The 22,780-nt window shown below is 52.2% G+C and carries 20 protein-coding genes; 10 read left to right on the forward strand and 10 right to left on the reverse strand.

All coding sequences use genetic code 11. The annotated features are described in order from the left end of the window. The first annotated feature begins 125 nt into the window (after positions 1-125). The 6 genes from ACI48K_RS22050 to ACI48K_RS22075 all read left to right on the forward strand — a co-directional run bounded on the left by ACI48K_RS22050 (position 126) and on the right by ACI48K_RS22075 (position 8,287). Positions 126-3,410, forward strand: coding sequence for a glycosyl hydrolase family 18 protein (locus tag ACI48K_RS22050; RefSeq protein WP_475029797.1), 3,285 nt, complete (start codon positions 126-128; stop codon positions 3,408-3,410). A 123-nt stretch (positions 3,411-3,533) separates the two neighbouring features. Beyond that, positions 3,534-5,012, forward strand: a complete 1,479-nt coding sequence (locus tag ACI48K_RS22055; protein ID WP_475029798.1) for a spore germination protein — start codon at positions 3,534-3,536, stop codon at positions 5,010-5,012. A gap of 18 nt (positions 5,013-5,030) precedes the next feature. Continuing rightward, positions 5,031-6,188: a Ger(x)C family spore germination protein gene (locus ACI48K_RS22060; protein WP_475029799.1), complete on the forward strand. Its 1,158-nt coding sequence runs from the start codon at positions 5,031-5,033 to the stop codon at positions 6,186-6,188. Beyond that, on the forward strand, positions 6,188-6,394 hold the full coding sequence (locus tag ACI48K_RS22065) for a hypothetical protein (RefSeq protein ID WP_475029800.1): 207 nt from the start codon (positions 6,188-6,190) through the stop codon (positions 6,392-6,394). Before ACI48K_RS22060 ends, ACI48K_RS22065 begins: the two co-directional genes overlap by 1 nt. A gap of 22 nt (positions 6,395-6,416) precedes the next feature. Continuing rightward, a complete protein-coding gene (locus ACI48K_RS22070) occupies positions 6,417-7,514 on the forward strand; it encodes a GerAB/ArcD/ProY family transporter (RefSeq protein WP_475029801.1) in 1,098 nt (365 codons plus the stop codon). Between the two features lie 77 nt (positions 7,515-7,591). Continuing rightward, complete coding sequence (locus ACI48K_RS22075; protein WP_475029802.1) at positions 7,592-8,287, forward strand: HAD family hydrolase; 696 nt, start codon at positions 7,592-7,594, stop codon at positions 8,285-8,287. 30 nt (positions 8,288-8,317) lie between these two features. On the opposite strand, the gene ACI48K_RS22080 is transcribed toward ACI48K_RS22075, so the two are convergent. The 6 genes from ACI48K_RS22080 to ACI48K_RS22105 are packed head-to-tail and all read right to left on the reverse strand — an operon-like array spanning position 8,318 to position 14,968. After that, positions 8,318-9,421 (reverse strand): YheC/YheD family endospore coat-associated protein, encoded by a 1,104-nt coding sequence (locus ACI48K_RS22080; RefSeq protein WP_475029803.1) that lies wholly within the window; start codon positions 9,419-9,421, stop codon positions 8,318-8,320. A 6-nt stretch (positions 9,422-9,427) separates the two neighbouring features. After that, a complete protein-coding gene (locus ACI48K_RS22085; protein ID WP_475029804.1) occupies positions 9,428-9,934 on the reverse strand; it encodes a GNAT family N-acetyltransferase in 507 nt (168 codons plus the stop codon). Positions 9,935-9,955: 21 nt separating this feature from the next. Beyond that, positions 9,956-11,080 (reverse strand): YheC/YheD family endospore coat-associated protein, encoded by a 1,125-nt coding sequence (locus ACI48K_RS22090; RefSeq protein WP_475029805.1) that lies wholly within the window; start codon positions 11,078-11,080, stop codon positions 9,956-9,958. Then, a complete protein-coding gene (locus ACI48K_RS22095; RefSeq protein WP_475029806.1) occupies positions 11,077-12,453 on the reverse strand; it encodes a YheC/YheD family endospore coat-associated protein in 1,377 nt (458 codons plus the stop codon). The genes ACI48K_RS22090 and ACI48K_RS22095 overlap by 4 nt, the downstream gene beginning before the upstream one ends. 22 nt (positions 12,454-12,475) lie before the next feature. Then, positions 12,476-13,585 carry a YheC/YheD family endospore coat-associated protein gene (locus ACI48K_RS22100; protein WP_475029807.1) on the reverse strand — a complete coding sequence of 370 codons (1,110 nt, stop codon included), beginning with the start codon at positions 13,583-13,585 and terminating at the stop codon, positions 12,476-12,478. A 15-nt stretch (positions 13,586-13,600) separates the two neighbouring features. After that, positions 13,601-14,968 (reverse strand): YheC/YheD family endospore coat-associated protein, encoded by a 1,368-nt coding sequence (locus tag ACI48K_RS22105; protein WP_475029808.1) that lies wholly within the window; start codon positions 14,966-14,968, stop codon positions 13,601-13,603. A gap of 364 nt (positions 14,969-15,332) precedes the next feature. On the opposite strand from ACI48K_RS22105, the gene ACI48K_RS22110 reads away from it, so the two are divergent. After that, positions 15,333-15,677, forward strand: coding sequence for a YlbF/YmcA family competence regulator (locus ACI48K_RS22110; protein WP_475029809.1), 345 nt, complete (start codon positions 15,333-15,335; stop codon positions 15,675-15,677). Positions 15,678-15,886: 209 nt separating this feature from the next. Continuing rightward, on the forward strand, positions 15,887-16,180 hold the full coding sequence (locus ACI48K_RS22115) for a hypothetical protein (RefSeq protein ID WP_475029810.1): 294 nt from the start codon (positions 15,887-15,889) through the stop codon (positions 16,178-16,180). A gap of 108 nt (positions 16,181-16,288) precedes the next feature. Here ACI48K_RS22115 and ACI48K_RS22120 read toward each other — a convergent pair whose 3' ends face one another. Then, the gene (locus tag ACI48K_RS22120) at positions 16,289-16,522 is read right to left on the reverse strand and encodes a DUF2249 domain-containing protein (RefSeq protein ID WP_475029817.1); all 234 of its coding nucleotides are present in this window, start codon (positions 16,520-16,522) and stop codon (positions 16,289-16,291) included. 188 nt (positions 16,523-16,710) lie between these two features. Between ACI48K_RS22120 and ACI48K_RS22125 the strand changes: the two genes are divergently transcribed. Then, on the forward strand, positions 16,711-18,045 hold the full coding sequence (locus tag ACI48K_RS22125; RefSeq protein WP_475029811.1) for a DRTGG domain-containing protein: 1,335 nt from the start codon (positions 16,711-16,713) through the stop codon (positions 18,043-18,045). A gap of 18 nt (positions 18,046-18,063) precedes the next feature. Here ACI48K_RS22125 and ACI48K_RS22130 read toward each other — a convergent pair whose 3' ends face one another. The 3 genes from ACI48K_RS22130 to ACI48K_RS22140 form a co-directional block, all read right to left on the reverse strand. After that, entirely contained in the window at positions 18,064-18,354 is a 291-nt protein-coding gene (locus ACI48K_RS22130; protein WP_475029812.1) for a YtpI family protein, read from the reverse strand. A 107-nt stretch (positions 18,355-18,461) separates the two neighbouring features. Further along, a complete protein-coding gene (locus ACI48K_RS22135; protein WP_475029813.1) occupies positions 18,462-18,959 on the reverse strand; it encodes a sporulation membrane protein YtrI in 498 nt (165 codons plus the stop codon). Continuing rightward, positions 18,956-19,285 (reverse strand): YtrH family sporulation protein, encoded by a 330-nt coding sequence (locus ACI48K_RS22140; RefSeq protein WP_475029814.1) that lies wholly within the window; start codon positions 19,283-19,285, stop codon positions 18,956-18,958. Before ACI48K_RS22140 ends, ACI48K_RS22135 begins: the two co-directional genes overlap by 4 nt. A 115-nt stretch (positions 19,286-19,400) precedes the next feature. On the opposite strand from ACI48K_RS22140, the gene ACI48K_RS22145 reads away from it, so the two are divergent. Continuing rightward, on the forward strand, positions 19,401-22,780 hold a 3,380-nt coding region (locus tag ACI48K_RS22145; RefSeq protein ID WP_475029815.1), incomplete at its 3' end, for a DNA polymerase III subunit alpha.

Raw genomic sequence — 22,780 nt, forward strand, 5'->3', positions numbered from 1 at the left:
AAATATTATTGGAGGAAACGGAGGAGATTAATGGGACTTTTTGCGTTTTTTTAGCTTCATATTTTATAAGTTTCGAAGCTAGCAATCTTTGAAGTTATCAATTTACTGGCAAAGGAGAATGTGTAATGAGTGATAACAGATTACATTCTATGAAAGCTCTCGGAAAAATTTTTGGAATCGTATTTTTATGTATCGTAATATCCGCTTCCATTATGGGCTTTCCGGCATCCACGCCGCGCGTCAGCGCGGAGGAGTCCGAAATTTCGCTAAATGCCGATGCTGTCGGATACCCGGAATGGAATGCGGGTGATGTATACACGGCAGGACAGAGGGTGGTATATAACGGGATTATTTACGAAGCCAAGTGGTGGACGCAAGGCGACCAGCCCGATTTATCCGGAGAATGGGATGTCTGGAAAAAGATCGGTTCTGCAGATCCGGGCGACGGCGGCGGAGCGCCGGATACATCGGCGCCATCGGTACCTGTGGGACTTGCCTCCAGCGGCGTCACTTCTTCCAGCGTGACGTTGACTTGGGGCGCTTCGACGGACAACGTGGGTGTGGCAGGCTACAATGTATACCTTAACGGGAATTTGGCGTCTTCCGTTACGACCGTAAATGCGGTGATTGGCGGATTGACCGCCGGAACAACTTATTCCGTTACGGTAAAAGCGCGGGACGCGGCCGGCAACCTGTCGGCGGACAGCAGCCCGCTGGCTGTGACAACGACGTCGGAAAACACTACGCCGGTTCCTCCTCAAGCGCCTGGCAAAATCATCGCCTACATGGCCAGCTGGGTGACCTGGAATGCGGGGAGCGTAAAACCTGAACAGCTAACCCACATCAACTACGCTTTTTCCCTGATTTCAAATGGTAAAGCGACGCTGACAGGTCAGGACGGAAACAATATCAGAACATTAGTGGGCCTGAAGTCCAAAAACCCTGCCTTGAAGGTTCTGGTATCCGTCGGCGGATGGGGAGCGGACGGATTTTCCGATGCGGCGTTAACGGATGCTTCGCGTACGACGTTTGCGGATAGCGTCGTTCAATTGATCAAAACCTATCAATTGGACGGCGTGGACCTGGATTGGGAATACCCTACGAATAATTCCGCCGGTATTAAAGCACGCCCGGAAGATAAACAAAACTTCACTCTGCTGATCGCAAAAATTCGCGAGAAGCTGAATGCGCAAGGGCAAGTCGACGGCAAATCCTATTTGCTGACGATCGCGGCAGGTGCCAGCAGCGGGTATTTGAACGGCGTAGAAATCGGCAAGATCACCCCGCTTCTGGATTGGATCAACCTGATGACTTACGATTTTCATGGCGATTGGGATTCGACGACCGGCCATCATACCAATTTGTACAGCAGAGACATCAGCGTTGACGCTGCGGTCAAATTGTTCAAAAACGGCGGCGTACCCGCATCCAAGCTGGTCGTAGGGGGCGCCTTCTACGGACGGGGCTGGAACGGAGTAAGAAACAGCAACAACGGACTCGATCAGCCTGCCACCGGCGGTGGTTTCGAAGCCGACTACAATACGATTCTCAGCCAATATTTGAACAAGAACGGATTCAAACGGTACTGGGACAGCAGCGCGCAGGCTCCGTACTTGTTTAACGGCAGCACGTTCATCACCTATGACGATCCGGAATCGTTGAAGCTGAAAACGCAGTACGTCAAGAACGGCGCCCTTGGCGGCATCATGTTCTGGGAATACAGCAACGATAGCAGCGGCCAACTGCTGGGTGCGATTTATTCCGAAATGACGAACGGTACAAGCGGCGGAACCGTACCTCCGGATAACGGGACTACGCCTCCGCCAAGCGGTGATCCGGGAAATGCTCCGGCGGGAATCACCCCAAGCGGTTTTTTGAAAGCCAACGGTACCGTGGTTCGCGATAACTCGGGGACGGGCAATATCGTCAATCTCCGGGGAACTAACCTCGGCGGCTGGCTGCTTCAGGAAGACTGGATGTCTCCGTTAGGCGTGACGGACGAGTGGACTCTGCGCGAGACGCTTACGAACAGATTTGACGCCGCTACGGCCGAAAACCTGATCAAAACGTATCAGAACGCTTGGCTGACGACAAATGATCTCGATAACATCAAAAACATGGGCATGAACTTTGTACGCGTTCCGATTCTCTATCTGGAGCTGATGGACAAATACGGAAACTGGAAGCAGGATCCGTGGAAACAGCTGGATTGGCTGGTTAATGAAGCTTCCGCGCGGGGCATTTATGTGCTGCTGGATCTTCACGGCACCTTCGGAGCCCAAAACAAGTTCGATAACTCCGGCGAAGCCAACAATGATCCGCAATTGTGGAAGAATACCTTGTATCAGGATCGTACCGTCAAATTGTGGGAAGGCATTGCCGCCCACTTTAAAGGAAACCCGGCGGTTGCGGGATACGATTTGCTCAATGAGCCGGATGTTGTAGGCAAGACGCAATTGAACGCATATTACGACCGGCTGTATAAAGCTATCCGCGCCATTGACCCGGATCATACGATCTATATTGAAGCGGCTTGGGACTGGAACCAATTGAATGCTCCTTCGACATATGGATGGACCAACGTTGTATACGAAATGCATTATTACGCAATGGGCGGCAGCGATGCTTCGAACTGGAATGCGCAAAATAATCTGGTGAACGGAGCGCTCCAAGGATTGCGCGATCATCAGAAAAATTGGAACGTTCCGGTTTATGTCGGCGAGTTTTGCTTGTTTGACTTTACCGATCTCTGGGAGAAGTTTTTGGCGGGCATGAACGCGTCGAATATTTCTTGGACCAACTGGACGTATAAAGTCAGCTCGAACTACGGGAACTGGGGTTATTACAATAACAACCCGAATCCGGAGCCGAACATCCAGAATGACAGCGCGGCGACGATTGCTTCAAAATGGAGCAAGTTCAACACGGAAAATTCCAGAGCGAACACCACGCTGCAGAACCTGGTGAAGAAATATACGTCCGGAACTACGACTCCGCCGCCTTCCGCCAGCGGGTACTCCTATTTGATTTCACGGGCCAACTCGAAAATCGTTAGCGCGGAGAACTACGGCAATGATCCCCTCGTGGCCAACAGAGATACTGCCGAGGATTGGGAATTGTTCGAAGTCATCACGAATGCCGATCAAACGATCTCGCTCAAATCCAAAATCAACAATAGATACGTGGCCGCAGACCTGAATCAGGGGGCCAAGCTGATCGCGAGAAGTGACAGCATCCAGCAATGGGAGAAATTCAACAAGGTTGTACAGAGTGACGGAACGATCGCCCTTCAAGCTCTCGCCAACAATAAGTATGTGACGGTTGATTTGAACAACGGGGCCGGTCTCGTGGCTAACCGGGACGCCGTCGGCGGGGCGTGGGAAGCTTTTGAATTGATTAAGCTCCCATAACAAGCACATTACGGAAAAGCGGTTCTTATCCCAAGCGGATAGGACCGCTTTTTTTTGCTGATTTTTTTCCGATGGTTTGGGAAATAACATAAAAGCAGGATATTTTCGGAAGGGGTGATTTATTTGGCTGAGGAAGGGCGCATTCACGATTCGGTGGAGCGGAATATTGAAATGTTCAAGCAGATGTTTATCGGCGATACCACCATGAAAATACGCAAATTCCAGCATCCCAATGAGAAATCCATTTCAGGCTGCTTAATACATATTGAGGGCATGGTCAGCAACGATACGCTGAGCAACAACATTATCAAACCCATATTGGGTTATCAAATTTCCGAAGAAACGAAAGACATGCCGTTCATGCAGCTTCTTATGGATTGGGTTATCGACGCCAGCGAGCTCAGATTAACGGACAACATGGACGAAATTCTCAATGCGCTGCTCTACGGAAATACGTTATTGCTGCTTGAAGGGAATACCGAAGCTCTTATTGTTGGAACTCAGGGCTTTCAGACGAGGGTCGTTTCGGAACCCGGGACGGAAAAAGCGGTATTGGGTCCAAGAGAAGGCTTCACTGAATCCTTGATCGTCAATTTATCGCTGGTTCGGCGCCGCGTCAAAAGCACGGATTTGAAATTCAAATTCATGGAGCTTGGAGACACGACCAATACAACCGTATGTTTATGCTATGTAGAAAGCGCCGTTTCCCAAAAAATCCTGAAAGAGCTGATTCGGCGGATGGAGAATCTGCATATCGATTCTCTTCTGGACTCGGGGCAGCTTCAGGAAATGATCAGGGATGCCCCGATTTCTCCGTTCGAGACCGTCGGGAATACGGAACGGCCGGATACCTTGGCAGGCAAAATCCTGGAGGGGCGGATTGCGATTCTTGTGGACGGAAGCACTTTTGCGATCACGGTTCCCTTTCTGTTCGTGGAGTATTTCCAGGTCAGCGAGGATTATTACAGCAATTACATGTTTGCTTCTTTCAACCGATTGATGAGGTTTCTCGGAGAGTTTCTAGCCGTTAGCATTCCGGCCATTTATGTATCGCTCATTACTTATAATCAGGAAATGATTCCAACCGCTTTGCTGCTCAGCATTTCGGCCGCAAGGAAGGATGTTCCGCTTCCAACCGTTGCCGAGTGTTTCCTCATGTTGATCGTCTTTGAAATTTTAAGGGAAGCCGGCACCCGAATCCCGGCTTCCATCGGACAAGCCGTCAGTATTGTTGGCGCTTTGGTACTGGGGCAAGCGGCCGTTGATGCCAGGGTGGTCAGCGCTCCTATGGTCATCGTCGTAGGATTTACCGGAATTACGACCCTGCTCAACGTAAAAATGAAAGGCGCTTCGATTTCAACGCGTTTTATTTTGTTGCTATTGGCTTCATTTATGGGACTCTACGGGTATATGTTCGGCATGATTGCCCTGGTGGTTCATTTAATGAATCTGGAAAGCTTCGGCGTTTCCTATATGCTTACCGTAGGTTCCTTCAAGGATACGGACGTCAGAGATACGATATTTCGCGCTCCATGGTGGCAGCCGAAGCTTCACGCTCCCGTCTCCGAGACGAAACGGCGGATTAGGAAAGTTCTTAGATGAATGTTGGGGGCGAGAGGCATGAACCTAAGAAAAGTTTCAATCATGCTCCTATTGATAGGCCCTGTTTCCGCGCTGCTGACCGGCTGTTGGAATTATCGGGAAGTCGATAAATTGTCGACAGTAGCCGGAATTGCCATCGACAAAGGTGAAGATGACAAGATTCTTCTTACCGTTGAGATCGTTGATGGTGCTCCAGGAGAAAAAGAATCGGAAAAAGGTGCGCAGCTGATCACCCTTACCGGAAATACCATGTTTGAAATCGTGCGCAGGATGATTTCCGAGACCGGAACAAGATTGTATTGGGCTCACGCCAAATGCATCATTATGAGCGAGGAGGTTGCCCGAAGCGGAGCGGCCAAAGTAATCGACTGGTATATCAGGGATTCGGAGACCCGCTCCGATATTCACCTTTTGGTGTCCGGCGAGAAAACGGCCAAAGAAATTCTCGAAACGGGTAAGGGATTGAATGAGCCGCTTTCTTTTAAAATCGATGAGATCGAAAAGAACGAGAGAAGCGTATCGACCTCTCCGGTAATGGAGACATGGGATTTCGCCGACACCATCAACACTCCCGGCATAAGCAGCATCCTGCCTCTGGTTTATATACTGGATCAAGACAACAAACAATCAGCTACTTTAAGCGGTTTGGCCGTTTTCGACATGGACACCATGCTTGGGACAATGGATTATAACAAAACGAAATACGTATTGTTCCTGAGAGATGAGATTAAGGGAGGAATCCTTCCTTTAGGCGGCTATAATAGCCCACCGGGGGTTTCGCTTGAAATTTTCAAGAACAAAACGGAGATAAAGCCGATCATGGTGGATGGAGAAGTGCAAGTGAAAGTCAAGACGCATACGGTTACTGCCATAGATGAAGTACAGGAAAACTTTGATTTTATTTCGAAAAAAGGCCGTTCGAGAATTGAGGATATCGCCGAAGACATGATTGAGCATGAGATGCTCTCCGTGATTGAGATCGCACAGAGTGAATTTAAACAGGATATCTTTGGATTTGGGCAGGAGATTCACAGAAAATTTCCGAAGCAGTGGAAAAAATTGGAGCCGAAATGGGACGATAACTTTTCTAAATTGAAAGTTTCGGTTCAATCCGAGGTGGAGATCAGAAATACGGCTGAATCCATTAAACCTATCAGACCGGAGGAAGAGGATTAATGATCGTTTATACGATAATGGCATATGCCTTAATTATATTGCTTGATCAAGTTCAGGTGTATAAGAACGGCGCCAAAAAGGATTTCTACGTCAACTGCGCGATGTGCCTGTTCTCATTTACAATAGCCATATTGCTGGCCACCGGTGTTAAGCTTCCCAGTCCGTCGCAGCCGATCGAGAAGTTGGTTGCGATGATTTTCGGGTAATTTTTCCGGGAGGAGGACCCCTATGCAAAAGGAAATCATTTCTCACGGAGAAGCCCGAAATCTCTTCATATTGTTCATTATGGGGAGCACGATGATCCTGGGAACGGCAGGACAAGCCAAAATTGATTCATGGGTTGCAATCATCCTGGCCATCGGCTTGGCAATACCGGTAATGCTGATTGCCGTGCGGCTGATGGCTCTTTTTCCCGGCCAAAACCTATTTGAGATCTTTCAGAATGTGATGGGGAAGTTCATCGGCAAAATATTCATAGTGCTGTATGTTTGGTATGCCATGCATCTTGGAGCCCTGGTTCTCAGAAATTACGGGGAATTTATGGTTACGGAAGCGATGCCCGAAACGCCGATGCTCATTTCTATGCTGTTTGTGGGCGTGCTTTGCATCGCTGTGGTCCTGGCCGGCATCGAAACGATGGGAAGAAGCGCGCGACTTCTATTGAATACTTGCCTTATCATCATTCTGTTTGTTTTTGTTTTGACCGTCGGCATACTCAAAGTCAAGAATATGTTTCCAATTCTTGACGAAGGATGGGGGCCAATATGGGAGGGAACCTTCTCCGCGTTTTCGTTTCCGTTTGCGGAGACGATTTTGTTTATGGCCATTTTCACGTCCCTCAAAGGAAAAAAGACGTCATTCGATATTTTTATATATGGCCTTCTGATTGGGGGAGGACTGGTGCTGTTCATCTCTTTCCGGAATATTTTCGTGCTGGGTCCTTATACGCTGGCCAACGTGTATTTTCCCTCCTATGCGGCTGTGGGGAGAATCAGCATTGGAGAGTTTATTCAAAGAATAGAAGGAACGGTGGCCATCGTGTTCGTCATTGCCATATTCATCAAAGTGGGTGTTTGTCTGATGGCCGCAAGCAAAGGAATTTGCACTTTGTTTGGTCTGAAAAGCTACCGAAGCGTTGTCGTGCAGACCGGCCTGCTGATCATCTACTTGGCTGATATTTTATACGACAATATTATGGAAATGGAGACTTTTGCCATGGACGTATATAAATATTACGCCTTTCCGTTTCAAGTGGTTTTTCCCGTTATTCTGCTGATATTTGCCGAAATCAAAACGCGCCGCTCCAGGAAGTCCAAATCCCGGTAAAAGGCCATCTTGGTTTACAAGGCACGTCAGTTTGACATATCATGGGGCTATAAACATAGACGGGAAGGAAAGTGGAGATGGAGAAAACTCATGCGGGGCTAAAAAAACCGGAAGCGATGATTTTCGATATGGACGGAACCTTGTTCAAAACGGAAACGCTGCTGCTGCCGGCTTTTCACAGGCTGTTTGACCGGCTTAGGGAGGAGAAGCTTTATAGCGGGGAAACTCCGCCGGAAGAGCTGGTGCTGAGCAGTTTGGGAATGCTGCTGGAGGATATTTGGAAACGGGTCATCCCGGGTTCGGACGAGAGCGTACGCGAGCGGGCCAATGAACTGCTGCTCGAACTGGAATTATCCGGTCTCAAGGAATATTTCACGGAGCTTTACCCCGAAGTTCGGGAGACATTGGAACAGCTTCACCGGAGGGGCGTAAGATTATTTGTGGCCAGCAACGGATTGGAGCACTATGTTAAAGGAGTCGCCGAAGCCCATCATATTCTGCCGCTTTTTGAAGGGGTCTATAGCGCCGGGGAGTTTTTGACCGCCACCAAAACGGATCTGGTCAAGTTGCTGCTGGACAATCACGGAATCCGCAGCGCATGGATGGTTGGTGACCGTTCTTCCGATGTGGAGGCGGGGAAAAACAACGGCCAGACTGTGATCGGCTGCGCTTACGCGGGTTTCGGCCAAGGGAACGAGCTTGCGGGATCCGATGTTTTGATCGCTTCTTTCCACGCATTGATCGATTTGTATGACAAGGCCTCAGAAAACTGATCTTATCCCTCAAAAAGGGAAGCCGCTCCTCTAAGAAGGAGCGGCTTTATTTTTATGCATCCATACGGCGTATTCCAACGGTTTGGTAATCGCATTTCGGTAAGCTTCCTGATCGCCGGATTGACGAAAAACTTCACGCGCCGGTTTAGGGTTTACTTCCAGAACATAAATCTGGCCGCTTTTGTTAATGGCCAGGTCCAGGGCAAGCTCGCATAGCGATCCAATCGACGCTTCCAAATCGGCGGCGATGTCCACCCCCAGTTTTTCGGCCGTTCTGCGTACCTCCAGCCGCTTCTCGTCGCTTCCGATCCACTGCCGGAGCATTGTGCTCATCGCGACTGCGCGGCCGCCTCCGTGCAGATTGGAGGTGACGCTGCGAACGGCTCCGACGCGCCCCGCGCAACCGGTCACTTCCCATTCGCCGCGACCGTTTTTCTGAACTAGCATTCGGTAGTCATGAACCCGACCATCGGGAAGCTTGATTTGGATGCCTTGCTGGGCAATAAAACGGCCCTTTCCCTTCCAGCCGAGAAGGAAAGCGCCAAGCTGGGCTTTGTGTAGCTTTTTGGCCGGAATGATGGTCCGGTTTTGGCGTCTGCCCTGAATCAGGTAGGTATCGCCGCTTTGGCGCTCGACCCGCAGAATGCCTCTGCCTCCGGTTCCGTTGATCGGCTTGATATACACCGTGTCGTGATTTTTAAGGAGGCCAAGTACGTCTTTGGTATTCTGAAACAGGACCGTTTCGGGCAAATGCGGACGAAAGCGTGCCTTGCGGGACAAAATTTGATGAATCATCCATTTGTTGCGCAGCGGACGGTTGAGGAACGTGAGATTCCCATAGCGGACGCGGAATCGCTTCAACTGCTCAAACCGCTTACTGTGTTGAATCCGGCAGCGGTCGAAGATCATGTTCGGAAAGCTGCGCCATTTTCGCGACCATTTTCCGGTTTTCGGATCGTAGGTGAGCGCGTGAATCAATTTTTTGCTGTCCGCCACGTCCATCGGAGTGAAGACAAAAACATCTAGCCCCAGCCTTTGCCCCTCCGCAATCATCTTCTGATAAATATGCCGTTCCTCAAGCTGCTTTTTATCGTTCAGGTATAAGGTCAAAATCCCCAGAACAGGATCTGGCAATGAGAGTCACCTTCCTTGCATGAAGTTGGCTGGAGAGAACGGTTCCGCTTTGGAAGAGGGGGCGTCCTCCAGCAAAAGGAAAGGGCGCCCTCCCCGAACCTTGATCAACCGTTTGGCGCTAAGGCCCGCCCGGAAACACATCTGAAGACTGGCAACCTGATCCAAGGAGACCCGGCAGGATAATCGCCCGAGCATAGCCAGCTGTCTCGCGAGCAGCTTAGTGCCGAGCCCAAGTCCGCGGTATAGCGGGTGAACGACGACGAGGCAAAGGCCGTTTCCGTAGTCGGTTATGCAGGAAACCCCGGCCGTTCTGGGTCCGTCTTCCGCTTGAATGGTGGCGGCCAGAAGGGAAGCGCCAGGCTGTTCCAGGCTCGCAAGCGTCAGCTTGAGCAGGTCTCGACGGGCGACGGGCGGAATCCGCTTGGCACCGTATTTGCCGATAAAAGCCAGGATTTCTCCGTGCTGCCGTACCCATTCCGATTCGCTGCCGGGATGGACGGCTTTGATTTCCATAGTCAATCGCCTCCTGATTACCTATCTTTTGGGCTGCTGGGACAAGAATTGACTGAATTGAAAAATACGCTCCAGCGACTTTTTGCGGATGTGCGGCTCGTCAAATTTCATGGGCTTCGCGTTCGCTTCGAAGAACCAAATCCGTCCTTCCGTGTCAATCCCAAGATCCATCGACATCTCGCCAAGCGTGTGTCCGGCTTCCTTCTCGATCTGCTTTGCGATCAGAATGGAGTTGGATTTGACCTTCTCCAGCAGAAACGAGGTCATGCTGGACCCGAACACTACGGTGAGCAGCTTCTCGGGATCCTCAATGCTTCCCCCTTGAGGTACATGGGTCGTGATCCGTTTTAGGCCCGCGAGCCGGGCGCCCACTCCAGTGACCGTCCAGGAGCCCTTACCGGTTTTTTGCACCAGCACCCGCATGTCAAAATGCCGATCCTGATACGAAGCCAGCTCGATGGCTTCCTGGATGATATATGGCGTATTGGTCATTTCCGACTTGATTCGTTTCCATAACACGGCAAGGCTGCCGGTTCTGAAATTGACGTTCTTGCTTCTCTCTCCTTGAATGGTCAACCGGAGCGGCTTCAGTTCCGTTGGATCGTATTGCAGCAGCATGATCCCTTTCCCGGCTTTGCCGCTTTCCGGTTTTAAATACAACAGACCATACTTTTTCAGCATGTCGGATAACGTCTTGGGAGAACGCAGTCTTTTCGTGTCGGGCACGAGCGAGCGGGTCGAACGGCTTTTTTTCAGCCAGTCGAACAGCCTCCATTTGTTAAAGAAAAAAGGATTGAAAAAGTGAATGGAGTCATGCCGGATACATTCGGCGATTTTGCGGCGGACGGCAGGCTTCCGCTCATCTTCGCGAAGCGGAATCCGGTTATATATCACATTGGGAAGCGGAACCCATTGCTTCTTCCATGTTTTGTCCTCGGAGTGAAACACGTACCCCTGGACCTTTCGGGATGTCAGCTTCAGGTCTTTGGTGGTAATGACATAAACCGGATAGTCCAGATCGTGTCCGGTTTTCAGAATATCCCTGAAGTTGGCGCGATTTCCGCGAAAGAGTTTCCATTCGTCAGCGACGGTCAGCACGGCGATCACGGGTTTATCTTCGGCCATAACTATAGGGAGACTGTTCATGACCCCTCCCTCCTACGGAATTTGCTTAAGAACAGGCAGTGCTCCAAAATATGCTCCACCGACGCCTTTCCCTCCGCGCGAAGCGAGGGGTGCTTAAAAATGGAACGACCCGGTTTGGCGTTCGCTTCGAACATCCAGATCCGCTCATCCTTGTCGATCCCTATATCAAAGCCGATTTCGCCGATCAGATGCTGCTGGTGGAATTCGATGGCCTCGGCCAGCGTAATCGCTACGACTTTAGCCTGTCGCAGCACCTCATCGGATCTGGCACCGAAAGCTCGGCCAAGCGCCTGTTCCGGCGTCAGCAGCGATCCGCCATTTTTCAAGTGGGTGGTGACGCTGCCTCTTCCCGCCTTTTTGGCGCCGACGCCAACCACAACCCACTGGTTTTTCCCGTTCTTATGCATATGAAACCGGAAATCAATCGGGCAGCCGTCGATTTCGATCAGCCGAATGCCCTGCTGGGCCACATAATTGCGCAGCGAGTTGCCATGGCGTGCCTGAAGCGTTCGCATGAGGCTGTTGAAGGAAGCGAATCGAATCAAGGAATTTTTGCCGTTTTTCCGGTACCGGGCGTAATATCCGCTTTTGGGAATATAGGATAACCGGTAGATTCCATTGCCGAGGCTGCCGCCGTTTGGTTTGTAGTAAACCAGTGAATGCCGATCAAGCATTTCCTTGATTTGCTCCGGAGCGGGGCTCATGATCGACTCGGGCACATAGCGGCTCACTCCGATCTCTTTTTCAAGCAGGCGGTAGATATCGGACTTGTTGAAGAAGCTCCAGTTGAAAAACGGAATCTTCCGGCGCATAAATCTTTCTCTCAATTGATTCATCGCGGGACTCGTTTCCGCCCGGCGGCTCGGCAGCCGATTGTAGACCACGTCGGGCATCGGCACGCGTCTGCGCACAAAATGTCCGGCGTCATTCAGAAAATATCCGTTGATCGTTTCGTCATCCCACTGGACATCCCTTGGCGTAAACGCAAAAATATAGGATTGCTTGCTGCCTTGCCTGAGAAGCTGTCTGATAAACCCGGTCCGCGACCCGAACGGATTTTGGGTGGAGGATATCGGACCGTCCGAAAGTACGCCGATAAGGGGGCCGATCTGTACCTCGCCTTCCTGGGGACTGCGAAGAAGAATTCCGCCGGGCTGTGGAATCTTGATGCCTCTGCGGACGCCGTTTGCCAAATACAGATGTTTCCCCGCTTTGCGGATGCGTTTGACCGTAGCGGGAATCCGTTCGCCGCCCAGCCGGAGATTCACCGACTTTTTCCCCGACAGCTTCAGGTTTTTCATCAAAGCCTCGGATACATAGACCACTCTCTGGGGTTCTTGCGTGAAATGGACGTTGCAAAAAGTCAAACTCATGGGTTTTTCCTCCTAAAAGTTTTCACGGTCTGCTCAGCAGCAAATAGCGGGCGTAAACAATCGGATTTTCGATTGATTTCAGCGCGCTTTTACGGTCTCCGATCCGGAAGAACGAAGAGCGGCCCGGCTTGGAGTTTACCTCTAAAATCCACACGTATCCCTGACTGTCGACGCCAAAATCGATACCAAGCTCAGCCAGGCGGCCGAACCTTGTCTCCAGATATTCCGGGATTCGCAAGGAAAGCTCGCGTATTCGCGAAGCGGCCGCTCTTCCGGCCTGTTCACCCAGCACCGCCGTCAGATAAGGCAGCGCCTGATGAGCGGTTCCTCCGCCGTGGAGATTGGAGGTCAGCGAATGCTTCTGTCCGACCCGGACCGCCATTCCCGTTAAACTCCACTTTCCCTTTTCGTTTTTTTGCATGAGGGCCCTAACGTCAAACGGATCGCCTTGAGCGCTGCTTAGCTTCAAATAGGGCTGTATCAAAAAAGGACGATTCCCCGCAAACCGGTGAATCCAGCTAAGCCCCGCTTCCGGAGAAGAGAAGCGGTGAAGGAACATTTCGTTGCTTCCGCCTCGTCCCTTGATCAGAAGTTCACCGTTTTCGCTTGGCCACAGGACATATAGCGTCCTTTTTCCGTGCGTGCCGAATTGCGGTTTAAGAAAAGCCTCGCCTCCGTGAGTCTGAAGCCATGCCGTAAGCTGCGAGGAGTCTTTATACTGTACGGTCTCAGGCAAATACGGACGGAAGTCGGAGGACTTGCGGAGCGCTTGATATACCGGCCATTTTCCCGCCAGGCCTCGGGCTAAATAGATAAAATGATGCTCTTTGGCCAACTGATCAAGCAGGCGCTGTTTGCGCAATATCTGCTTCCGGTCATGGGTGAAGCAGCGGTCGTAAATGACGTCCGGCCTTGGGAATTCTTTGCGCACCCAGTTTCCGCAGTGGGTGGTATACCCCGTAACTCCGGAACCCCCGTTACCGATCCAGGCCAGGCAAAAGACGTAAACGGTGATCCCCTGCCGCTCCCCCATCTCGCAAAGCTTGCGGCAGAAGGAGGTCTCCCCGAACGGAAGGGGCCCCTCATGTTCGCTCTCCAGGATGCCAACGGCGCCTCGGGGCAGTGCTTTCATCTTTGAGGTCCCTCCTTAAAAGCCGGACAAATAACGTACGTATTCGATGACTTTCTTGACGGAAGGACGAATCTTTCCTTCGTTTATCGGGGTGTTGTCGTTTTTGGACGGTTTGGAGTTGACCTCAAGCAGCCATACCCTGCCGCTTGTATCCACCGCGAGGTCGATGCCAAACTCTCCGAAGTGAGCCGAAAGCTCGGAGTCAACACCCTGCGCGATATCGATCGCGGCTCTTCTGAGCCGCACGCCGATTTTGGATTTGATGCCTGCGGGCAGTGCGCTGCGTGCGACCGCATCTTTGACGCTGCTAAGCGAACCGCCGCGGGCCAAATTGGACACGAAATGATGACTGCCCGCGATACGTGCGACAATGGAGGTCACCGTCCATTTTCCCAATCGGTTTTTCTGAACGAGCGCGCGAAAGTCGACCGGTCTGCCGTTTATTTCGATCAGGCTCAGTCCCTGTTGGATTTGATACCTTGTCGTTTTCATTTTGCCCGACAAGGCGGAGAACAGTTTGGTGAGGTTTGGATAAGACTGCCGTCCCGTCCCGCCGACCTGAGCGGTCAAGATCTGGTAAGCTCCGCCTTCCAGCCGCGATACCCGGATGATGCCTTTGCCCAAGCTGCCCTTGATCGGCTTCAGGAAAACGATCGGATGCTTGGCGCACATGGCCTTCAGCATGGCGAAATTTCGGAACAGGTGGGATTCCGGCAAATAATGCTTCAGAGAGTCCGTATGTCCAAGGGCCTCGAACACTTCGGTTTTATCAAGAAACTTTTCATTGAAAAAATGGCTTCCGTACCGCGATTTTACTTCTTTTAGAAAATGCTGTACGCTAGGTTTGTTCTCAAGCTTGCGCGACGTAAGCCGATTGTAGAATACATCCGCGGCCGGCACCTGGGTCTGTTTCCATCCGTTGCCGTAAACCCAGCCTGTGACATTTCCGGAATCCGTTCCGATGTGATTGGGCGTAAAAAAATAAACATATACTCCTTGACGCTGACAGGCGTTGACGAGTTCTCTGCAGAACAGGCTGATCGGGCCAAAGGGCCGTTCCGGATTTTCCGGGAAATCCCGGCTGATCAGTACTCCGACAAGAGGACCGAACTGAAGCGATGTAGAATGGGGGCGGTAAATGAGCCGCAGGACCGCCCGTGGCTGAATCCCCATTTGCTTTGCCAGTTCAGGACTGATTCGGATCCCTTCGAATCTGGATAACGGGACAACCTTGATGCGTTGCCGGAACGAGCCGAATACGAGTTGGAGCGGGTGTTGCGTTGGAATTTTCCACTGTTTGATCAATGTTTCCCCGAGCACGACGATGTCATTTTCCAGTAAGCCGGGTGTCATGATCTGTACCGTTATTTTTTTGGAGGGCATGAAGCGGATCTCCTTCCAAGCTAAGCTTGAGTCTTGGATGCAAGAAGTGGTCATCAGCGTATATGCATGTAATGCATCATATGAGGACATAGAATCCTTGGTGATTAACCCAAGGGAGCATCTCGCAAGAAGCGCCGGGATATTTGCCCATGAGAAAGAGGCATCAGGTTGTCCGATTGATTTTATGCAATGGTCGGCGAGGCTGTGGCTGCCTTCGTCGGCGGAGCCACGAACCGTTGGGCGATAAAAATGCGGCTCCACCCTAGACAAGCGATGCGTGCCTGCAAATTTCACGACTCGTTCACACCGAGCCCATCTTGGAGCGGAACGATGCTGAAGAAGATTATATTTGGGAGGTAAATCAATGAACGTTTACGACAAAGCGCATGAATTGGCTCAGGCGTTGAAGGACAGTACGGAGGTGGCGGAAATTTCCGCAGCCATGAGGCTGATCGATGCCGACCCGGAAAGCAAGCGGATGCTGGAAGACTTCCGCAGCCGTCAAAACGAAATGCAGCGGGCCATGATGGCAGGCAGCATGCCGGATCAGGAAGAGATGGAAAAAATGGAGAAATTGTTTGAAGTGCTGAGTCTCAATTTGAATATCCGCCGGCTTTTTGAAGCCGAACGACGGTTAAGCGTCATTATTCAGGACGTCAATAAAATCATAACGGACAGCCTGCAGCATTTGTACGGCGCGGAACTCTAAAAATCTATATAAGTTAAATAAAATGAAAGTGGTCTGGCAATTCATATAATCAAAGAAATCCGGGAACAACAGCGATCGGAAGAACAGTTCACACGGCTGCCTTTACACGCCCAATATTAATTTATACTTATAGAGATTCCCTCTCATATTCTTCCGAATACCTTCATAGAATAGAAATATAGATTCTAGAAATGAAGGAGCCATGGAAGATGAAAACGGCTAAGAAGACGAACAAATGGAAAAATGTCCTTTTTTTGATTTTGGCTTTGGCCATGCTGGTATACGCGCTGCCGATGATTTCTTTTGCTCCGGGAGCGGGATGGGTATCGTCATTCGGCATTGTGTGGGCAGGTTTTGCTTTTCTGGTCATCGGCGCACATTTGCATTTTATTTTGGGAGTGGGCGAAGAGAAGCAGCGGGCTCTGGACGCCGTCCGGCGGGCCAAACTGCAAGAGTGGCAGCTCAAATGGCAGGAGGAAGGCAAACGGGGGCAGGGCTTGTAAAGACGAAGACGATACGATAACAAAAGAAGCAGCCTGAACGGAGGGAACGCCGTAGGCTGCTTTTTTGTTTTAGATTATAGGATTTATAAACGTCGATAGACGTTTTTCTTATATTCTGCCGATTTTCACCTGATAACGTTCTGGCCCCTGCTCGAGATACTCCCAGTCGAATTGACCCGGGTATAGGGCTTCGAACTGGTAGCGCAGCGGTACCGGATCGTGATCGTTGATCAGCAGCATGGCCTCTCCCGGATTCAAGCCAAGGTAAGCGTTAAAAATCACGTCATGTTTCACCTGCGGCGGATATTCGGTCGCAACGACGGTTGTGGTAATCATCGACATCATGATTCCTCCTGTAAGTTCAAATTTGAAGTAATGACCCCATTATACCTTCCACGCGACGAACGTTTGTGATGCCGGTCACAAAATCGCCGGGGCTAATGCGAGGGGCGGAAAGAGACTTTTTTTTACTTTTAAAACGTGTATAATGGATACAGAATAGTACAGATTGGGGATGGGGGGTATAACAGTTGTTTGATTCGGAAGAAAGTATAACGAAACACGAACAGCTGCTGCAGCACATCGAGGGATTAAAAATCGGAACGAAAATCTCGGTTCGCAAGCTCGCGAAAAGCTTGGGCGTCAGCGAAGGGACGGCCTATCGGGCGGTAAAAGAAGCGGAGAATCTGGGAATTGTCATCACGAAGGAACGGATCGGTACGGTTCGCGTGGAGAAGAAGCCGCGGAACATTTCCGATCAACTGTCGTTCGGGGATGTCGTTGAAATCGTGGAAGGACATGTGCTTGGCGGCAGCGAAGGTCTGGACAAAACGCTGCACAAGTACGTCATCGGCGCAATGAAAATCGACGCCATGGCCCGCTATATCGATGCGGGCAGCCTGCTTCTCATCGGCAACCGTGAAGACGCCCATTCCCTTGCTCTGGAGCAGGGGGCCGGCGTACTGGTAACCGGGGGATTCGGGACGAGCCGCGAAGTCAAAGCGCTGGCGGATCGTTTGGAATTGCCGGTCATTTCGTCGCGTCATGACACGTTTACGGTGGCTTCCATGATTAACCGCGCGATCTTCGACCGTCTGATCAAGAAGAAAATCATGCTGGTCGAGGACATTGTGGCACGCAAGCCGCGGGTTAACATGCTGAAAGTGACAAGCAATATTTCGGACTTTGACCAGTTGACTCTGGAAACGGGCCTCCAGCATTTTCCCGTCGTGGATGAATGGAACCGGGTTATCGGGATTGTCAGCCGCAAAGACGTGGAAGATTTGAACGGGGACCAGAGCATCGAGAAGTGCCTCACCCGCCATCCCATCACCGTAGGACTGCAAACCTCGCTGGCATCCGCCGCGCAAATCATGGTCTGGGAAGGGATCGATTTTCTTCCCGTGGTAGACCGCAACCGGAAGCTTGTGTCTTCGGTTACGCGCAGGGAAGTGCTGCAGGCGATGCGGGACGCGCGCAATCAGCCGCAGCTTGGGGAAACCTTCGAGCATTTGATGTGGAACGGCTTTGCGGAAGAACGCGATTCGGAAGGGCGGCTGTTTTTCCATGGCATGATCACGCCGCAGATGTCGACCGATTTGGGGACGATTTCGCAAGGCGTATTGACTTCACTCATGACCCAAGCCGGACTTCGCGCGGCAAAGGATGCCAATGGCGGTGATTTCGTGGTCGATAATATCACCACGTATTTCGTGCGTCCGGTGGAAATCGAGAATCCGATCGTAGTCAGCCCGGTCGTTCTCGAAATGAGCCGCAGAGCTTGCAAGCTGGAAATCGCCTTGACCTATCAGGATAGTCTGATTTCCAAAGCCGTCATGACGCTGCAATCGATCGACCATCCGTAATTTTTCGCGGAGAAGGGATTATCGGCGGGAAAAGTAGCCGTGATTGCGAATGCCCGCGAAAATGTTGAACGCCCCAAGGACCATAAAAATCGCGCCGACAACGACACGCACCGTGGAGCCGCTGAACATGAACATTTGAATCAGCGCCAAAATGATCAGCATGCCCCCCATGCTGATATTGTTTTTTGCCGCCGATAGGCCGCGAGCCTTCGGATCCAGCGAACGTCTGGATTTGACGCTGAAGAAAACCGCGCTCAGACAGCAAGCGATCAATCCGGCGTACAATACGTACAGAATTCCCTCGATCATAGAATATGGCAGCTCCTTTTTGCATAAACGGGACTTTATAGTTTCATCGTCAAAAGATGATTTTTTAACTACCAATATTTTAAATGAATCCATTGTACCATGAATTGCTAGACTCGCACATAGGGGCGCATGTCCACCCAAACCTGCAGCACGCCGTCGCTGACCAGCATCGTTTTGATCTGGATCGCATATTCTTTGTCGCGCACGGGATAGATTTTCCGGTTCAGCAGCGTGCGCGCCATTTTCGCGTCCGAATCGATTTCAAAGACGCTTCTGCCCCGAAGCACCTCCAATTCTTTATGAAGCTGCTCGACAACCTCTTTGACGGCAAGCGAATCCAGCGGCGGGTCACGTTCTTCCACCCTGATTTTAATCTCTTTGATCACCGATCCGCGATTGTTGTATTTTTTCAGCGTCCGGTTGTCTTCTTCCGCCTGATGCAGCTGGATTTGCAAATCCTTGTTTTCGATCCAAAGCGTGTTATAGCTGGTCTGATAGACGACATTGTAGACGATGCTGCCCGCAACCATACCCAGGATGAAAACAGCCGCAAGCTGCATAAACCGGCGGAAACCTTGGAGGTCCGGCTTCTTTTTTTCGTTCATCCCCGGCTTCCCCCGCACATCCATCTCACCAGCTCCGATCCCATATGGGCACCGATGAAGGCGAACATCAAATACAGGATTTGCTTAATGGCTGGGGACAGGTTCCCGTCGAAAAAATTGCTTTCGATCACCCGCATCGGATCGATCGTCCCTCCTACCGCGGCGGCAAGCGCCCAGATTTTGATTCGGTCGGCGATATCGAGCATCGTTTGGGTTGGAGGCTGCAGCGAAACAATGGCTCCGATGCCCCCTACCATCGCTCCTCCGACGACGATCCCGAAGGCAATAAAAAAATCCATCACCGCTTTGGTTAAAAACGAGCTCATCCTTTCAGCTCCCTCTCCGAGGATTGTCCTGCACTCTACTACCATTGTATGGGCGTATTCGGGGCTTGTATGATAAAATTATTAATAAACGACCACGAAAAAAGGAGGGACGCGTATGGACAGCTTCGTTCATTTGCATGTACACAGTGAATATAGTCTTCTGGACGGCGCCGCCAGGCTGGAGGAATTGGTTGCCAAGGCCTCCGCTTCCGGCATGAAAGCGCTGGCGCTGACGGAACACGGGGTCATGTACGGCGCGGTCCCTTTTTATAAATTGTGCAAGGCGCACGGGATCAAGCCGATTATAGGCTGCGAGATGTATTTTACTTCAGGCTCGCGCAAGGAGCGGGGAAGCCGGCAGGACCAGCCGATCTACCATTTGATTTTGCTTGCCAAGAATGAAACGGGCTACCGCAACCTGATGAAGCTGTGCTCAATCGGGCATTTGGAGGGCTTTCATTATAAGCCTCGGATCGACTGGGACGCGCTGGAGCGCCACCGGGAGGGGCTTATCTGCCTAAGCGCCTGTCTGGGCGGCGAGATTCCCCAGAATCTGCTGCACGGCCGGACGGCGGAAGCGGAGCGGGCCGCGCTGCGGTACAAGCAGGTTTTCGGCGACGACTTTTATCTGGAACTGCAGGATCACGGCATGCCGGAGCAAAAGAAAGTGAATCCGCTGCTGATGGAACTGGCGGCGAAGACCGGAATCGGCCTCGTGGCGACAAACGATGTCCATTACCTTAACCGGGAGGACGCCGAAACCCAGGATGTGCTGATCTGCATCGGCACCGGCAAAACCGTCGAGGATGAAGACCGTCTCAAAATGAATACCGACCAGTTGTATTTAAAGACCGGCGCGGAAATGGCCGCGTTGTTTCCCCATGTTCCCGAAGCGCTGGCGAACACCGTGAAAATTGCGGAAGCGTGCGAGCTTGAACTGGAGTTTGGCCGGCATATTTTACCCGCTTACCGTCCGATTCCCGAAGGCTTGACCGCCGGAGGCTATTTGGCCGAATTGTGCCGAAAAGGGCTTGAAGAACGATATGGGGGGCTGGAAGTCTGGCAGGACACGGAGTGGCGCGAAAAGCTGGAGGAGCGGCTCAGATATGAGCTTGAAGTCATCGCCAGCATGGGCTTCTCCGATTATTTCCTCATCGTCTGGGATTTCATCGCCTTCGCCCATCGCCACGGCATTGCCACCGGCCCGGGGCGGGGTTCCTCGGCGGGCAGCATCGTGGCTTACGTGCTTCATATCACCAATGTGGATCCAATGAAGTACAATCTGCTCTTTGAACGCTTTTTGAATCCGGAACGGATTACGATGCCGGATATTGATATCGACTTCAGCGACGAGCGGCGGGATGAGGTTATCGCATACGTTGTTGATAAATACGGACCGGAGCACGTGGCGCAGATCATTACGTTCGGGACGATGGCGGCGCGGGCAGCGGTTCGCGACGTGGGCCGCGCGCTGAACGTTCCGTTCGGCGAAGTGGATAAGGTCGCCAAGCTGATTCCGGGCAATCTCGGAATGACGATCGAACGGGCGCTCAAGGAGAGCCCCGATCTCAAAGGACTTTATGATTCGAGCGTAAGAGTCAAGGGTTTACTGGATATGGCCATGAAAGTCGAGGGCATGCCGCGGCACGCCTCCACGCACGCCGCCGGCGTCGTGATTTCCCGCGATCCGCTTACGGATGCGGTACCGCTGCAAACGGGCAGCGAGAGTACGGCCTTGACCCAGTACTCTATGGAAAATCTCGAATCCATCGGCCTGCTGAAGATGGACTTTTTGGGGCTGCGCACGCTTTCTATCATTGAACGCTGCATGCGCTGGATCAAAGAGCAAACGGGCAGCGCTCCGGATTTTCGGGTGATTCCGGATAATGATCTCCTCACCTACGAAATGCTCGGCCGCGGGGAGACAACCGGGGTATTTCAGCTCGAGTCTTCGGGAATACGGCGCGTTTTGCGCGACATGAAGCCCTCGGTTTTCGAAGATATCATTTCGGTGGTCGCGCTGTATCGTCCCGGCCCGATGGAGTTCATTCCGAAATATATCGCCGGCAAGCACGGCGATATTCCGGTGGAATATCCGCATATGGATCTGGAACCGATCCTGAAGGATACGTACGGCATCATCGTGTATCAGGAACAAATCATGCAAATCGCTTCGCGAATGGCGGGGTTTTCGCTCGGAGAAGCGGATTTGCTGCGGCGCGCGGTGTCGAAGAAAAAGCGGGAAGTGCTGGATGAGCAGCGCGGCCATTTTGTGAGCGGCAGCCTTGCGCAAGGATATGCCGAAGGTGATGCGAATGCGGTGTACGACATGATCGTCCGCTTTGCGGATTACGGTTTTCCGCGGGCCCATGCGGCCGCTTACGGCGTACTTGCCTTTCAAACGGCATATCTGAAGGCGCATTATCCCGTCCATTTCATGGCCGCGATGCTGACAGCCGTGATGGGAAGCCACCGGAAGGTTGCCGAATACATCGTCGAGAGCCGCCGGATGGGCATTACCGTACTGTCGCCGGATGTGAATGAGAGCGGCGTGCTGTTTACGCCCCAGGCCGTTGTCGGTGGCGCTGCCGCTGAAGATGGGCAGGGTTCGGTATCTGACGAGGCTTCGGACACAGGTGGAAAGGCGCCGGCAATTGGCGTGATCCGCTTTGGACTTGCGGCGATCAAGAACGTCGGCACGCAAGCGATGGAGAGCATCCTTCGCGAGCGGCGGGAACGGCCGTTTGAGAGCCTGCTCGATTTCTGCCGCCGCGTCGATCTGCGCACCTGCAACAAACGCGTGATCGAATCGCTGATTCAGGGTGGGGCGTTTGATTCGCTGCCGGGTCATCGGGCCCAACTGCTCTCTATGCTGGACGAGACGGTGGACGCGGCGCTGAAATGGCGCAAGGAGCGGGAAGATTTGCAGATTCAGTTGTTCGATTTCGTCGAGACCCCGAACTGGGATATTGATTATCCCGAAACTCCGAAATATACGGTGGGACAGCAGCTTGACCTTGAGCGGGAACTGCTGGGCTTGTATCTGTCCGGCCATCCGCTGGACGATTACGATGAATTGCTGGAGAGCGGCGGATACGACCGGTTGATGGATTTGGCCGAGGCAGCCGACGAGTCGCGGACCGTCGTCGCCGGCATGGTTGTATCGGTCAAGACGATTACGACCAAGCAGGGAAAAGCGATGGCCTTTATTGAGCTCGAGGACCAGATCGAGCGCTGCGAGGTTGTGCTTTTTCCCGAAGTATGGCGCCGCTCTTCGTCATATGTTTCCAAAGGCGCCCTGCTTGCGCTTCGCGCCACCGTCCAACTGCAGGACGAGGGCTTCAAGCTGCTGGCCGACGAGGTGGCGGAGCTGAGCGAGCAGAGCCTCGCGCAGCTGCGGCGCGGCCTGGCCCGCGGGCGCGCCGCGGGCGGTACGGGCGCGGGCACTGGCGCGGCCGTGCAGCGCAGCGCGGCGCCTGCGGCGCAGGCGGCCGG

Source organism: Paenibacillus terrisolis, assembly GCF_056171975.1.

Bases quoted from the DNA above. Each gene is read 5' to 3' on its own strand.
- ACI48K_RS22110 (WP_475029809.1), top strand. From the start codon at position 15,333: ATGAACGTTTACGACAAAGCGCATGAATTGGCTCAGGCGTTGAAGGAC.
- ACI48K_RS22135 (WP_475029813.1), bottom strand. From the start codon at position 18,959: ATGAACGAAAAAAAGAAGCCGGACCTCCAAGGTTTCCGCCGGTTTATG.
- ACI48K_RS22090 (WP_475029805.1), bottom strand. From the start codon at position 11,080: ATGAACAGTCTCCCTATAGTTATGGCCGAAGATAAACCCGTGATCGCC.
- ACI48K_RS22060 (WP_475029799.1), top strand. From the start codon at position 5,031: ATGAACCTAAGAAAAGTTTCAATCATGCTCCTATTGATAGGCCCTGTT.
- ACI48K_RS22050 (WP_475029797.1), top strand. From the start codon at position 126: ATGAGTGATAACAGATTACATTCTATGAAAGCTCTCGGAAAAATTTTT.
- ACI48K_RS22095 (WP_475029806.1), bottom strand. From the start codon at position 12,453: ATGAGTTTGACTTTTTGCAACGTCCATTTCACGCAAGAACCCCAGAGA.
- ACI48K_RS22070 (WP_475029801.1), top strand. From the start codon at position 6,417: ATGCAAAAGGAAATCATTTCTCACGGAGAAGCCCGAAATCTCTTCATA.
- ACI48K_RS22115 (WP_475029810.1), top strand. From the start codon at position 15,887: ATGAAAACGGCTAAGAAGACGAACAAATGGAAAAATGTCCTTTTTTTG.
- ACI48K_RS22140 (WP_475029814.1), bottom strand. From the start codon at position 19,285: ATGAGCTCGTTTTTAACCAAAGCGGTGATGGATTTTTTTATTGCCTTC.
- ACI48K_RS22100 (WP_475029807.1), bottom strand. From the start codon at position 13,585: ATGAAAGCACTGCCCCGAGGCGCCGTTGGCATCCTGGAGAGCGAACAT.
- ACI48K_RS22105 (WP_475029808.1), bottom strand. From the start codon at position 14,968: ATGCCCTCCAAAAAAATAACGGTACAGATCATGACACCCGGCTTACTG.
- ACI48K_RS22065 (WP_475029800.1), top strand. From the start codon at position 6,188: ATGATCGTTTATACGATAATGGCATATGCCTTAATTATATTGCTTGAT.
- ACI48K_RS22130 (WP_475029812.1), bottom strand. From the start codon at position 18,354: ATGATCGAGGGAATTCTGTACGTATTGTACGCCGGATTGATCGCTTGC.
- ACI48K_RS22085 (WP_475029804.1), bottom strand. From the start codon at position 9,934: ATGGAAATCAAAGCCGTCCATCCCGGCAGCGAATCGGAATGGGTACGG.
- ACI48K_RS22120 (WP_475029817.1), bottom strand. From the start codon at position 16,522: ATGTCGATGATTACCACAACCGTCGTTGCGACCGAATATCCGCCGCAG.
- ACI48K_RS22075 (WP_475029802.1), top strand. From the start codon at position 7,592: ATGGAGAAAACTCATGCGGGGCTAAAAAAACCGGAAGCGATGATTTTC.